At 71.2% G+C, this 13734-nt stretch carries 12 protein-coding genes and 1 pseudogene; 9 read left to right on the top strand and 4 right to left on the bottom strand.

The features are described from left to right. The first annotated feature begins 55 nt into the window (after positions 1 to 55). From atpA to ABZX85_RS01705, 5 genes are all read left to right on the top strand, one after another. Positions 56 to 1639: a F0F1 ATP synthase subunit alpha gene (gene atpA, locus ABZX85_RS01725; RefSeq protein WP_355861555.1), complete on the top strand. Its 1584-nt coding sequence runs from the start codon at positions 56 to 58 to the stop codon at positions 1637 to 1639. A 22-nt stretch (positions 1640 to 1661) separates the two neighbouring features. Then, positions 1662 to 2582 (top strand): F0F1 ATP synthase subunit gamma, encoded by a 921-nt coding sequence (locus ABZX85_RS01720; RefSeq protein ID WP_355861553.1) that lies wholly within the window; start codon positions 1662 to 1664, stop codon positions 2580 to 2582. Then, on the top strand, positions 2582 to 4018 hold the full coding sequence (gene atpD / locus ABZX85_RS01715; protein ID WP_355861551.1) for a F0F1 ATP synthase subunit beta: 1437 nt from the start codon (positions 2582 to 2584) through the stop codon (positions 4016 to 4018). Before ABZX85_RS01720 ends, atpD begins: the two co-directional genes overlap by 1 nt. A 110-nt stretch (positions 4019 to 4128) precedes the next feature. Beyond that, positions 4129 to 4503: a F0F1 ATP synthase subunit epsilon gene (locus ABZX85_RS01710; RefSeq protein ID WP_355861549.1), complete on the top strand. Its 375-nt coding sequence runs from the start codon at positions 4129 to 4131 to the stop codon at positions 4501 to 4503. Between the two features lie 154 nt (positions 4504 to 4657). Then, positions 4658 to 5104: a DUF2550 domain-containing protein gene (locus ABZX85_RS01705; protein WP_355861547.1), complete on the top strand. Its 447-nt coding sequence runs from the start codon at positions 4658 to 4660 to the stop codon at positions 5102 to 5104. A gap of 272 nt (positions 5105 to 5376) precedes the next feature. On the opposite strand, the pseudogene ABZX85_RS01700 reads toward ABZX85_RS01705, so the two are convergent. The 3 genes and pseudogenes from ABZX85_RS01700 to ABZX85_RS01690 form a co-directional block, all read right to left on the bottom strand. Beyond that, positions 5377 to 6483 (bottom strand): annotated as a pseudogene (locus ABZX85_RS01700) (glycoside hydrolase family 18 protein); the annotation flags it as partial. Positions 6484 to 6765: 282 nt separating this feature from the next. Beyond that, a complete protein-coding gene (locus tag ABZX85_RS01695) occupies positions 6766 to 7407 on the bottom strand; it encodes a response regulator transcription factor (protein WP_355861545.1) in 642 nt (213 codons plus the stop codon). Beyond that, the gene (locus ABZX85_RS01690; protein ID WP_355861543.1) at positions 7404 to 8588 is read right to left on the bottom strand and encodes a histidine kinase; all 1185 of its coding nucleotides are present in this window, start codon (positions 8586 to 8588) and stop codon (positions 7404 to 7406) included. Before ABZX85_RS01690 ends, ABZX85_RS01695 begins: the two co-directional genes overlap by 4 nt. A 162-nt stretch (positions 8589 to 8750) precedes the next feature. Here ABZX85_RS01690 and ABZX85_RS01685 point away from each other — a divergent pair, with 162 nt between their 5' ends. Continuing rightward, positions 8751 to 9323 carry a hypothetical protein gene (locus ABZX85_RS01685; RefSeq protein WP_355861541.1) on the top strand — a complete coding sequence of 191 codons (573 nt, stop codon included), beginning with the start codon at positions 8751 to 8753 and terminating at the stop codon, positions 9321 to 9323. A 13-nt stretch (positions 9324 to 9336) separates the two neighbouring features. Then, positions 9337 to 9561: a type II toxin-antitoxin system Phd/YefM family antitoxin gene (locus tag ABZX85_RS01680; protein ID WP_355861539.1), complete on the top strand. Its 225-nt coding sequence runs from the start codon at positions 9337 to 9339 to the stop codon at positions 9559 to 9561. Positions 9562 to 9568: 7 nt separating this feature from the next. Here ABZX85_RS01680 and ABZX85_RS01675 read toward each other — a convergent pair whose 3' ends face one another. Then, positions 9569 to 10141, bottom strand: coding sequence for a cob(I)yrinic acid a,c-diamide adenosyltransferase (locus tag ABZX85_RS01675; protein ID WP_355861537.1), 573 nt, complete (start codon positions 10139 to 10141; stop codon positions 9569 to 9571). A gap of 341 nt (positions 10142 to 10482) precedes the next feature. Between ABZX85_RS01675 and ABZX85_RS01670 the strand changes: the two genes are divergently transcribed. Both ABZX85_RS01670 and ABZX85_RS01665 read left to right on the top strand, forming a co-directional pair. Further along, positions 10483 to 10806 (top strand): STAS domain-containing protein, encoded by a 324-nt coding sequence (locus tag ABZX85_RS01670; RefSeq protein WP_355861535.1) that lies wholly within the window; start codon positions 10483 to 10485, stop codon positions 10804 to 10806. A 396-nt stretch (positions 10807 to 11202) separates the two neighbouring features. Continuing rightward, complete coding sequence (locus ABZX85_RS01665; protein WP_355861533.1) at positions 11203 to 13692, top strand: ATP-binding protein; 2490 nt, start codon at positions 11203 to 11205, stop codon at positions 13690 to 13692. The last annotated feature ends 42 nt before the right edge of the window (positions 13693 to 13734 follow it).

The following is a 13734-nucleotide window of genomic DNA, read 5'->3' as shown; positions in this document are numbered from 1 at the left end:
GAGACATCCCCCCAAAGTGAAACTTCGGGCCCAACAAGGAGAGCAGGGAACCCAGATGGCGGAGCTCACGATCCGGCCGGAGGAGATCCGGGACGCGCTGGAGACCTTCGTCCAGTCGTACCAGCCGGACGCGGCCTCGCGCGAGGAGGTCGGTACGGTCACCCTTGCCGGCGACGGCATCGCGAAGGTCGAGGGTCTTCCCTCGGCCATGGCCAACGAACTGCTGAAGTTCGAGGACGGCACCCTCGGCCTCGCGCTGAACCTGGAAGAGCGCGAGATCGGCGCCATCGTCCTCGGTGAGTTCAGCGGTGTCGAGGAGGGGCAGCCGGTGCACCGCACCGGTGAGGTCCTCTCCGTCGCGGTCGGCGAGGGCTACCTCGGCCGCGTCGTCGACCCGCTCGGCAACCCGATCGACGGCCTCGGCGAGATCGAGACCTCGGGCCGCCGCGCGCTGGAGCTCCAGGCTCCCGGCGTCATGGCCCGTAAGTCGGTCCACGAGCCGATGGAGACCGGCTACAAGGCCGTCGACGCGATGACCCCGATCGGCCGTGGCCAGCGTCAGCTGATCATCGGCGACCGCCAGACCGGCAAGACCGCCCTGGCCGTCGACACGATCATCAACCAGCGCGACAACTGGCGCTCCGGCGACCCGAAGAAGCAGGTCCGCTGCGTCTACGTCGCCATCGGCCAGAAGGGCTCGACCATCGCCTCCGTGCGTGGCGCCCTCGAAGAGGCCGGCGCGCTGGAGTACACGACCATCGTCGCCGCCCCCGCGTCCGACCCGGCCGGCTTCAAGTACCTGGCGCCGTACACCGGTTCCGCCATCGGCCAGCAGTGGATGTACGAGGGCAAGCACGTCCTCATCATCTTCGACGACCTGTCGAAGCAGGCCGACGCCTACCGTGCCGTCTCCCTCCTGCTGCGCCGCCCGCCGGGCCGCGAGGCGTACCCGGGTGACGTCTTCTACCTGCACTCCCGCCTCCTGGAGCGCTGCGCGAAGCTCTCCGACGAGCTGGGCGCCGGCTCGATGACCGGTCTGCCGATCGTCGAGACCAAGGCGAACGACGTCTCGGCGTTCATCCCGACCAACGTCATCTCCATCACCGACGGCCAGTGCTTCCTGGAGTCGGACCTCTTCAACGCCGGTCAGCGTCCCGCGCTGAACGTCGGTATCTCCGTCTCCCGAGTCGGTGGTTCCGCGCAGCACAAGGCGATGCGCCAGGTCTCCGGCCGTCTGCGCCTCGACCTCGCCCAGTACCGCGAGCTGGAGGCGTTCGCCGCCTTCGGTTCCGACCTGGACGCCGCGTCGAAGGCCCAGCTGGAGCGTGGTTCCCGTCTGGTCGAGCTGCTCAAGCAGGCTCAGTACCAGCCGATGGCCACCGAGGACCAGGTCGTCTCCATCTGGGCCGGCACCAACGGCAAGATGGACGAGGTCCCGGTCGTCGACGTCCGCCGCTTCGAGAAGGAGCTGCTGGAGTACCTGCACCGCAAGGAGCAGGGCCTCATGACCTCCATCAAGGAGGGCGCGAAGATGTCGGACGACACGATCCAGGCCATCGGCGACGCCATCGCGGAGTTCAAGAAGCAGTTCGAGACCGCGGACGGCAAGCTGCTCGGCGAAGACTCCGCCGCCAAGTGACGTAAAGGAAGGGACCTGACTCATGGGAGCCCAGCTCCGGGTCTACAAGCGTCGCATCCGATCCGTCACCGCGACCAAGAAGATCACCAAGGCGATGGAGATGATCGCCGCCTCGCGTGTCGTCAAGGCGCAGCGCAAGGTGGCGGCCTCCACGCCGTACGCGACCGAGCTCACCCGCGCGGTCACGGCGGTCGGTACCGGCTCGAACACGAAGCACCCGCTGACCACGCAGGCCGAGACGGTCACGCGGTCCGCGGTGCTGCTCCTGACGAGCGACCGCGGTCTGGCCGGCGCCTTCAACTCCAACGCCATCAAGGCGGCGGAGAAGCTCACGGCACAGCTCCAGGCCGAGGGCAAGGAGGTCGACACGTACATCGTCGGCCGCCGTGGCGTCGCGCACTACAACTTCCGTGAGCGGAAGATCGCGGACTCGTGGTCGGGCTTCACCGACGAGCCGACGTACGCGGACGCCAAGGAGGTCGCGGCGCCGCTGATCGAGGCGATCGAGAAGGACACGGCGGACGGCGGGGTGGACGAGATCCACATCGTGTTCACCGAGTTCGTCTCGATGATGACGCAGACGGCGCTCGACGACCGTCTGCTCCCGCTCAGCCTCGACGACACGTCGGGCGCGGGAGAGTCGAAGCAGGGCGAGATCCTTCCCCTGTACGACTTCGAGCCCTCGGCGGAGGACGTCCTCGACGCCCTGCTGCCGCGCTATGTGGAGAGCCGCGTCTACAACGCGCTGCTCCAGTCGGCGGCTTCGAAGCACGCGGCGACGCGGCGTGCGATGAAGTCGGCCACCGACAACGCGGGCGAGCTCATCGAGACGCTCTCCCGCCTTGCCAACGCGGCCCGCCAGGCCGAAATCACCCAGGAAATCAGCGAGATCGTCGGTGGCTCCGCAGCCCTGGCCGACGCGACCGCGGGGAGTGACCGCTAATGACCACCACTGTTGAGACCGCGACGGCCACGGGCCGCATCGCCCGGGTCATCGGCCCGGTCGTCGACGTGGAGTTCCCCGTCGACGCCATGCCCGACATCTACAACGCGCTGCACGTCGAGGTCGCCGACCCCGCCGAGGACGGCGCGAAGAAGACGCTGACCCTGGAGGTCGCCCAGCACCTGGGTGACGGCCTGGTCCGCACCATCTCGATGCAGCCCACCGACGGTCTGGTCCGCCAGGCCCCGGTGACCGACACCGGCGCCTCCATCACGGTGCCCGTCGGCGACTTCACCAAGGGCAAGGTGTTCAACACCCTCGGCGAGGTCCTGAACGTCGACGAGCAGTACGAGGGCGAGCGCTGGGGCATCCACCGCAAGGCCCCCAACTTCGACGAGCTCGAGTCGAAGACCGAGATGTTCGAGACCGGCGTCAAGGTCATCGACCTGCTGACCCCGTACGTCAAGGGCGGCAAGATCGGTCTGTTCGGTGGTGCCGGCGTCGGCAAGACGGTGCTCATCCAGGAGATGATCTACCGCGTCGCCAACAACCACGACGGTGTCTCCGTGTTCGCCGGTGTCGGTGAGCGCACCCGTGAGGGCAACGACCTCATCGAGGAGATGGCCGACTCGGGCGTCATCGACAAGACCGCCCTGGTCTTCGGTCAGATGGACGAGCCCCCGGGCACCCGTCTGCGCGTCGCGCTGGCCGGCCTCACCATGGCCGAGTACTTCCGTGACGTCCAGAAGCAGGACGTGCTGTTCTTCATCGACAACATCTTCCGCTTCACGCAGGCCGGTTCCGAGGTCTCCACGCTGCTCGGCCGGATGCCCTCCGCGGTGGGTTACCAGCCGAACCTGGCCGACGAGATGGGTCTCCTCCAGGAGCGCATCACCTCGACCCGCGGTCACTCGATCACCTCGATGCAGGCGATCTACGTCCCCGCGGACGACCTGACCGACCCGGCCCCGGCCACCACCTTCGCCCACCTCGACGCGACGACGGTGCTCTCCCGTCCGATCTCGGAGAAGGGCATCTACCCGGCCGTGGACCCGCTGGACTCCACGTCCCGCATCCTGGACCCCCGCTACATCGCGGCGGACCACTACAACACCGCGATGCGCGTCAAGACGGTCCTCCAGAAGTACAAGGACCTCCAGGACATCATCGCGATCCTCGGTATCGACGAGCTGGGCGAGGAGGACAAGCTCACCGTCCACCGCGCCCGTCGCGTGGAGCGCTTCCTGTCCCAGAACACCCACGTCGCCAAGCAGTTCACCGGCGTCGACGGGTCGGACGTGCCGCTGGACGAGTCGATCACCGCGTTCAACGCGATCATCGACGGGGACTACGACCACTTCCCGGAGCAGGCGTTCTTCCTCTGCGGTGGCATCGAGGACCTGAAGGCCAACGCCAAGGAGCTGGGCGTCTCCTGAGCCTCGTGCTCTGAAGAGGGGCGGGTGTGGTCCCGCCCCTCTTCGTACGCCCACTAGACTTGTAACCAACACCCGGCAGGACCGCCGGGTGGTGACCCGAGGAGCCAACCTTGGCTGCTGAGCTGCACGTCGCGCTGGTCGCGGCCGACCGAGAGGTCTGGTCGGGAGACGCGACTCTCGTCGTCGCGCGCACCACGTCGGGCGACATCGGCGTCATGCCCGGTCACCAGCCGCTGCTCGGTGTGCTGGAGTCGGGCCCGGTGACCATCCGTACGAGTGACGGCGGGACCGTCGTCGCCGCGGTGCACGGCGGATTCATCTCGTTCGCCGACAACAAGCTGTCGCTGCTGGCCGAGGTCGCCGAGCTGTCGGACGAGATCGACGTCCAGCGCGTCGAGCGTGAGCTGGAGCGCGCGAAGGCCGAGGGTGACGCGGGTGCGGAGCGTCGCGCGGAGGTTCGACTGCGCGCGGCGGCCACGCATTGATCGCAGCGCCCATGTGATGCCAGTCACTCAGCCGCGGCCGGCCCGGAGCGATCCGGTGCCGGTCGCGGCTGTGGCAGATCTGGATGGTTTTTCCGTTCCGTTACCAATTGCCGAACGCGATGTCGGTACGTAGGAGACGAGGAGGTCGGTGTCGATGGTCCTCGCTCTGACTGTGTGCGGAGTCGTCGTGGCCCTGGTGGTACTGGGGCTGTTCGTCTTCGGCCTGCGCCGCAGACTCATCCAGCGCTCGGGCGGTACGTTCGACTGTTCGCTGCGCTGGGACGTGCCCGAGAAACCCGACCCCAGCGGCAAGGGCTGGTCCTACGGGGTCGCCCGCTACAGCGGGGACAGCGTCGAGTGGTACCGGGTCTTCTCCTACGCCTACCGCCCGCGCCGGGTCCTGGAGCGCTCCGCCATCGAGGTCGCCGGCCGCCGGCTCCCGGAGGGCGAGGAGGAACTGGCGCTGCTGTCGGACGCGGTGGTCCTCGCGTGCTCGCATCGCGGGACGCGGCTCGAACTCGCCATGAGCGAGGACGCGCTGACCGGGTTCCTCGCCTGGCTTGAGGCGGCTCCACCCGGCCAGCGCGTCAACGTGGCCTGAGCGTCAGATCCTCAGCGGGCAGACCGGGTTGACCGGTGCCCGGTCCTGTTCCGTGGCGGCCGGGTTCCGGTGCGCGGGCTCGCTGGCGGAGAGGTCCACCGTCACGGTGAACTGACCGAGGATCGCGAGCAGGGCCGCCGAGGTGGCCGAATGGTGCGTACCGCCTCCGGTGCTTTTGCGCGCCGGTGCGGAGAACCACTTTCTGCCCGGTGCCGGGGACTTCTCACGGGCCGTTCGGTCCACGTGGGGTGGGCCGAACGGCCCGCTTCCGGTTACGCGAGGCCGTTGTTGACGGCCGTCACCAGTTCGCCGTTGGCGGTGTCGCCGCTGAACTCCCAGAAGAACGCGCCCTTCAGGCCCTGGGACTTGGTCCAGGCCATCTTCGTGGCGATCGTCTGGGGGGTGTCGTAGGACCACCAGTTGGTGCCGCAGTGTGCGTAGGCGGTGCCGCCGACGAGGCCGGTGGCGGGGCAGGACGACTTGAGGACCTTGTAGTCCTCGACGCCTTGTTCGTACGTCCCCGGCGCGGCGCCCGTCGCGGTGCCGCCCGGGGCGGACTGGGTGACGCCGGTCCAGCCGCGGCCGTAGAAGCCGATGCCGAGGAGGAGTTTGCTCGCGGGGACGCCCTTCGCGCGGTACTTGGCGATGGCGTCGGCGCTGGTGAAGCCCTGCTGGGGGATGCCGGAGTAGGAGGTGAGGGGGGAGTGGGGGGCGGTCGGGCCCTGGGCGTTCCAGGCGCCGAAGAAGTCGTACGTCATCACGTTGTACCAGTCGACGTACTGGGCGGCGCCCGCGTAGTCCGCCGCGTCGATCTTGCCGCCGGGGGTGGCGTCGGCCGTGGTGGCGGCGGTGACCAGGTAGTTCGCGCCGAACTTGGCGCGCAGGGCGGCCATCAGGTTCTTGAAGGCGGCGGGCCCTGAGCTGTCGCAGGAGTTGCCGCAGGCGTTCGGGTACTCCCAGTCGATGTCGACGCCGTCGAAGACGTCGGCCCAGCGCGGGTCCTCGATGAGGTCGTAGCAGGACTGGGCGAAGGCCGCCGGGTTCTTCGCGGCCTCGCCGAAGCCGCCGGACCAGGTCCAGCCGCCGAACGACCAGAGGACCTTGATGTGCGGGTACTTGGCCTTCAGCTGGCGGAGCTGGTTGAAGTTGCCGCGCAGCGGCTGGTCCCAGGTGTCGGCGACGCCGCTGACGGACTGGTCGGCGGTGAACGCCTTGTCGTAGGCGGCGTAGGAGTCGCCGACCGCGCACTTGCCGCCGGTGACGTTCCCGAAGGCGTAGTTGATGTGGGTGATCTTCGCGGCGGAGCCGGACGTCACGAGGTTCTTGACGTTGTAGTTCCGGCCGTAGACGCCCCACTCGGTGAAGTAGCCGAGTTTCACGGGGGAGGCGGCCCGGGTCTGCGGGGCCTGGGCCGGGGTGGGGGTGTCGGCGGTGGCGGGGGCCGCGAGGGCGGCCAGCGGGATCAGGGCGGCTGCGGCGACCATGGCCGCGAGTCTACGGACGGGGTGGGTGCCGAGTGCGAAGCGCATGGGCGCCTCCTCGCTGTGGGGGTGGGTACCGTGCGGGGAGCGTAGGAGTGGTCTGGACCACCAGTCAATAGGTCTGTACCAATCGGGAATCGCCCGCTCCGACCGCCGGCGGCTGCTCGTCGTGCGGTCAGCCTAGATCCCCAACTCCTGCGCCAGGACGGCGGCTTGGACCCGGCTGCGGAGTTCCAGCTTGGCCAGCAACCGGCTGACGTGCGTCTTCACCGTGGCCTCGGCCATGTCCAGCCGACGGGCGACGTCCGCGTTCGAGAGGCCCTCGCCGAGACAGGACAGGACCTCGCGCTCCCGCCGGGTGAGGGTGTCCAGAACGGCCGGATCGATACGCGGCTCGCGCGGGCCGGCCGCCGCGAACTCGGCGATGAGACGGCGGGTGACGGCGGGCGCGATCAGCCCCTCGCCCCGGGCCACCGTCCGTACCGCGTCCAGGAGTTCGGCGGCCTCGGCGTTCTTCAGGAGGAAGCCGGAGGCGCCCGCGCGCAGGGCGCCGAAGACGTACTCGTCCAGATCGAAGGTGGTCAGGACGAGGACGTCCGCTAGGGACTCCCCGACGACCAGCCGCGTCGCCGACACGCCGTCCAGGCGCGGCATCTGAACGTCCATCAGGACCAGGTCCGGCCGCAACTCCCTTGCCAGCGCCACCGCTTGCTCGCCGTCCGCCGCCTCGCCGACGACCTCGATGTCCGGGGCGCTGCCCAGGATCAGGACCAGTCCCGAGCGGACGGCGGACTGGTCCTCGGCGACCAGGACGCGGATCATGCGGGGTCTCCTTCGGCGTGGGGGAGGATCGCGGTGAGGGGGAGGGCCGCGCGCACCGTCCAACTCCCGTCCCTCGGGCCCGCGTCGAAGGTGCCGCCGACCAGGGTGGCGCGTTCGCGCATGCCGGCCAGGCCGGCGCCGGAGCCGGGGGCGCGGGGGGTGGTGGGGGTGCGGTACGGGCTGGTGACCGTGAGGTCGAGGAGGGTGCCGTGGCGGCGGTGCAGGGCCACGGTGACCGGGCCGGGGGAGGCGTGTTTGAGGGCGTTGGTGAGGGACTCCTGGACGATGCGGTAGGCGGCCAGGCCGACGGGGGCGGGGACGTCGCCGGGCGGGTCCGTCGTCAGGGTGACGTCGAGGCCGTTCGCCCTGGCGCCGTCGATCAGGGAGGACAGGGCGTCCAGGGTGGGGGCCGGTTCCACCTCGTCGTCGGGGGTGCGCAGGATGCCGATCAGGCGGCGCATCTCCGTGAGGCCCTCGACGCTGTTCTGCCTGATCACCGTGAGGGCCTGTTTCGAGGTGTCCGGGTCGTCGATCGACAGGGCGGCCGTCGAGTGGATCGCGATCGCCGAGAGGTGGCCCGCGACCAGGTCGTGCAATTCCCTTGCCATGCGGGTGCGTTCGGCGGTGACCGCCTGGGTGCGGTCGAACTCCGCGAGCAGGGCCGTCTGTTCGGCTCTGAGGCTCGCCGCCTCCGCCGCCGCGCGGTGGTTGCGGACCAGGGCGCCCGTCGTCGCGGGGGTGAGGGTGACCAGGCCGATCGCGATGCCGATCAGGAGGGTCTCCGGGGCGCGCCAGAAGGCGAAGGGGACGGTGCCGCCGAGGACCGTGAGGAGCGCGGAGAGGCGGGGGATGTGCCGGGCCGCCGCCGGGGTGCCGTACAGGACGGCCGCGTACACCAGGTCCGTGTACATCAGGATCGTCACCACGCTGCCCCGGGTGACCGTGTCCAGGGCCAGGGTCGCCGTGCCGATCAGGGTGGCGGTGTTCGGGTGGGTTCTGCGGAACAGTTCGCAGGCGGACATCAGGGCCAGCGGGGCGAGGGGGGCCCAGGTGGGGGTCCACTGGACCAGCGCGTTGTCGCCGCCGGGGCGGGCGAAGAGGCCGACCGCCCACAGGAGGACGCCGCCGGCCAGTCCTGCGGCGGCGATGCGGACGTCGTCGCGGTGGGGTCGTACGGCCATGGGTCCATCCAACACGGCGGGGGAGGGGGGCGCGTGGTGCGCGGGGCGGGTCCTGGACTGCATCTTTCGATGTACCGGGATCTCGTCACGGGCGACGAGGTGAGGGGGGTGCTCCGCCGGGAGGCTGGAGGGGACCGGGTTCGCGGAAGGAGCTGAGTTCGTATGATCGTCGGACTGATCATCGCCTGCGAGGTGGCGTTCTGGGTGCTGCTGGCGGCGGGGCTCACCTTCCGGTACGCCCTCAAGATGCCCCGCACGGGCCTCGCGCTCCTCCTCTGCGAGCCGCTCCTCGAAGTCGCCCTCCTGATCATCACCGCGATGGACCTCCGGGCCGGCGCCGACCCCAGCTGGCACCACGGCGTCGCCGCCGTCTACATCGGCTTCACGGTCGGCCTGGGCCACTCCACGATCAAGTGGGCCGACGCCCAGGTCTCCCACCGCTTCTTCGACGGCCCCCCGCCGCCGAAGCCCCCCAAGTACGGCATGCCCCGCGCCCGCCACGAATGGAAGGTCGCCGCCCGCTGGATCACCGCAGCCGCCGTCGCCGCCGGCCTCCTCCAAGCCGCGATCTGGTACGTCGGCGACACGGGCGAAACGGGCTCCCTGCGGAGCTGGCAGTCCCGGATGCTGTTCGTGATCGGCATAAACGTGGTGATCGCCGGGGCTTACACGGTCTTCCCGAAGCGGGCGCCGGTTCTGCCGGAGGAGAGGGCGAGGGAGAAGGCGGAGAGGTGAGTAGGCTCGGGGTATGGGTGACTCCATGTCTGTACGCGAGGTTCGGGCCGATCTCGCGCGGCTGCTCGACCAGGCGGGGGACGGGGAGCCGACGGTCGTCACGCGGGGCGGCACCCCCGTCGCGGTCATCGTCTCGATGGAGGAGTACAACGCGCTGAAGGAAGCGGCCGACGAGCTGCTGGCGCGTGAGGCTCTCCAGGCGCTCGCCGAAGAGGGGGACGTCTACCGCCGCCCCTGACCCCCGCTCACCGCTCCCCGCCCGGTACCCACAGCACGTCCCCCGTCTCCTTGTTGGCTGTGCGGGCCAGGATGAACAGGAGGTCGGAGAGGCGGTTGAGGTAGGTGGCTGTGAGGGGGTTCATCACGTCGCCGTGGGCTTCCAGGGCCGCCCAGGTCGAGCGTTCGGCGCGGCGGACGACCGTGCAGGCGTGGTGGAGGAGGGCGGCGCCGGGGGTGCCGCCGGGGAGGATGAAGGAGCGGAGTTTTTCGAGGGTGGAGTTGTAGTGGTCACAGTCCTGTTCGAGGCGGTCGATGTAGGGCTGTTCCACGCGGAGAGGGGGGAACTCGGGGTTCTCCAGCACCGGGGTGGAGAGGTCCGCTCCCACGTCGAACAGGTCGTTCTGGATGCGGGTGAGGACCTTCGTCACGTCCTCCGGGAGGGCGCCGAGGGCGATCGCCGTACCCAGGGCCGCGTTCGCCTCGTTCGCGTCGGCGTAGGCCGCGATGCGGAGGTCCGTCTTCGGGACCCGGCTCAGGTCGCCGAGGTTGGTGGTGCCCTGGTCGCCGGTGCGGGTGTAGATGCGCGTCAGATTGACCATGGGGCCAGGGTAGTTGTGACGGCACGGGGGCCGTTTGTGTGATGTCCGTCGGAACGGACGTGACGCGCGTTACTAAGCCGTCACAGAGCGCCTCCGGAGGGCTAAGGTCCGGGCCAAGGGTCGGTGGACCGGGGTGGGTCAGGGCCACTCCGGGACGCTTGTCGCTGCCCCGAGGCGCGCGGAACAGGGCACGGGAACCGCACACGCCTCAGCTGTCTCACCCCTACGAGTGAATTCGGTATCGGTTCGCTCACAGACGGCAACTTCCAGGGGGCCGAGGCAGTCAGACGATGCGACACACCGACCGCGGAGCAACGAGACGCGACGCCAGGGGAGCGCATATGCACATCAGGGGCGACCACACCGAAGTGGTCGTCGGGGGTCGGCTGGACGTGCACAGCGCGGCGGACGCCCGTACGGTCCTGCATTCGGCCGTCGACGCCGGAGCCGGCGATCTGCTGCTGGACCTGTCCGAACTCGACTTCTGGGACGCCACCGGCCTCGGCGTCATCATGGGCGTGCACCGCCGCGCGGGCCGCGCCGGCCGCCGCCTCGTCCTGCGCGGCGTACCCCCGCAACTGCAACGCCTGCTGGTGGCCACCCGCCTCCACCGCATCCTCGTCATCGAGGGCACCGAGACCGCCTCCGCGCTGCCCAGGGTCTGAGAGAGCCTGTGTCACACCCCCGGCCGGGCGCCCGCCGTCTGGCACGCCCGCTCGCCGCGTTGCCGAACCGTCCACGTGACTCCGCCACGCGGACGCTCCGGCGCCTTGCGATCTGGGGGTCCCCCCTCTGGGGGAGCGCCAGACGACGTGCGCTGATCCGACCGGGGATGTGACACAGGCTCTGACAACAGCAGGTCACCCACGCAATCCTCACCGGACCGTGACGTCTCGGGCGGCCCGGTACCCCGGACTGTCGGAGATACTGTGCGAAGGTTTACGGTTCGACTGCCCGCCGACCTCAGCCCTCTGGCGGGCACCGGACCAGAAGCGACAGCGACGTGTGCAGCGCGGCCGGGAAGGGCCACCACCACACGACGCTTTTGGGGGGCTTGACCGATGGACCCGAACACCCGGGAGCCCGAGGAGACCGGCGAGGACGGCCGCGCACAGCGCCCCCGCCCCACCAGGGACCCCCTGGCACCCGACTTCGCCCCGCACACGCCGACCCCGATCCGCACGGTCGACGTCGTCGCCGGCGAGCACCTGCTCACCGTCAACCCGGTCGACGGCAGCGAGATAGAGCTGTGCCCGCCCACCGAACGCCCCGACACCCCCGTCCGCCGCACCCCGGAGGCCCGTACCGAGGCCGACCGCGCGGGCCGCCCCCCGGTGCCCGCCGGCCACGTCCAGGCCCCGCCGCCGCTCCTCGGCCGCCAGGACGAGCGCGAGCAGCTCGTCCGCCTCGTCGCCCGAGGCCGCTCCGTCCGGCTCACCGGCCCCGCCGGCTCCGGCCGCACCCGCCTCCTCGACCTCGTCGCCGACGACTGCGCGGACCTCGCCCCCGACGGCGTCGTCCGCCTCAGCGGCTACGGGCGCGGCGCCGAGGAGCTGCTGCACGAGCTGTTCCACCAGGTGTACGACGCCCCCCGGCACCGCCCGCTGCACGGCGAACTCCTCGTCCTGGTCCGGGAGATCGGCGCGGTCGTCGTCGTGGACGACCTGGAGTTCGGCGGCGCCGAACTGGACGGCCTGCTCGCGGCCACCCCCGAGTGCGCGTTCGTGTTCGGCGCGACCGGCGAGACCCCCCTCCCCGCGGCGGGCTCCGCCGTCGAGGAGGTCACCCTCGGCGGGCTCGACCGGGCCGGCGGCGTCGACCTCATCGAGCGCGCGGTCGGCCGCGTCCTCACCGAGGAGGAGGCCAACTGGGCCGGCGACCTGTGGTTCGAGTCGGAGGGACTGCCCCTCAGATTCGTCCAGGCCGGCGCCCTCCTCCAGCAGCGCGACCAGGTCCGCGCCACCGCCGACGCCGTCGACGAGTACGGCGTCTTCGAGGACGCCCGGCCCGTCGTCCCCCAGGACACCGAGCCGGAGGAGGAGATACCTCTCCCCTCCCTGGGCGAGGCCGCGGGCCCCGCCCCGCTGCTCGCCGCCCGCCTCAGCTCCTCCGCCCGCGCCACCCTGCGCTTCGCCATCGCCCTCGGCGGCGAGGTCCCGCACCAGGCGCACCTGCCCGCACTCGTCGGCGACACCCACGCCGACGCCGCCCTCGGCGAACTCGTCTCCTGCGGGCTCGTCACCCCCGTCGGCCCCCGCTACCGGCTCGCCGCCGGCATCCAGGTCCAGCTGGAGGCCGCCGGGTACGCCGACGCCCCGCAGGCCCTCGCGCAGGCCGCCGCCGCGCACTACGCCTGGTGGGCCGGGCACCCCTCCGTCACCCCCGAGCGGGTCTGCGCCGAGTCCGACGCGATCCTCGCCGCGCTCGCCGTCGTCGCGCCGCTGACCGTGCCGCCCGCCGAGGAGGAGCAGTCCACGGCCGTCCAGCTCGCCCGGACCGCCGTCCCCGCGTTCGCCGCCGGCCTCTTCTTCGACGCCTGGGAACGCGCCCTGCGGGCCGGCGCCGAGGCCGCCCGGCTCTCCGGCGAGGTCGCCGACCAGGCGTACTTCCACCACGAACTCGGCGTGTACGCGATCCTCGCGGGGCAGCTCGACCGGGCCCGCTCCGAGCTGGAGACGTCCATCGGGCTGCGCGGCGCCCTCGCCGACAAGCGCGGCACGCTCGCCGGGCGGCGGGCGCTGGCGCTGGTCGCGGACCGGTCGGGGGAGATCTCCGGGCCGGTGCTCGGCACGGACACCCCGGGTCCGGGCCCGGCTTCGGGGGACGCGGGTCCGCGGTACCCCGACACCCTCGCCACCAAGAAGCAGCGGATCGTCGCGGCGCCGCCCACGGCCGTCCTCGCGGCGACCCCGGCCGCCGCCTCCGGTCCGGGCACGCCGCCCGCGCAGCACCGGCGCAGCCTGCGGGGGATCGCCCGCCGCAACCTCGTCGCCGCCGGCGCCGGCGCGCTCCTCGTCGCCGTCCTCGGCACGGTCGTCGGCCTCGGCGCGACGTCCGACAAGGGCGCCGACGACCCCTCCCGCCAGGTCACGCCGTCCACCAGCGCGGGCCCGGACGACGGCGCCCCGGGCGGGGGCGACTCCGGCGGCACCGTCGGCGGCTCCGGAGGCTCCGGTACGGGCGGCGTCGGCGACGCCACCAGCAGGCCCAGCCCCACGGCCCCCGGTCCCGACGGGACGATGGGGACGTCCGACGATCCGACACCCTCGGAGTCGCCGGACCCGACCAGCGGGAGTACGACAGGAGGCTCGACGGGGTCGACGGGCGGGAGTACGGGGGGTACGACGCCGAAGCCGTCCCACTCACCTCCGCCGGAGACGTCCCCGAGCCCGTCGACGTCCCCGTCGCCCTCCCCGAGCCAGTCGACCCCGACAGGACCCTCGGAGGAGCCCTCGACCCCCGAGAGCACCCCGACCACGTCCACCTCGGCCAGCGGCCCCGCCCCGAGCAGCAGCGGGGAGTCGCCCAGCTCCTCGGGGACGGTGATCTGAGGTTCTCCGGGCACGGGGGACGTGTCGGTCGTGTCGGACTGC

It is taken from the genome of Streptomyces sp. NPDC004539, from assembly GCF_040610055.1.
In the GTDB taxonomy this organism is placed as follows: domain Bacteria; phylum Actinomycetota; class Actinomycetes; order Streptomycetales; family Streptomycetaceae; genus Streptomyces.
The sequence above is the reverse complement of the archived record's forward strand: the minus strand, read 5'-3'. Positions and strand labels throughout refer to the sequence as shown.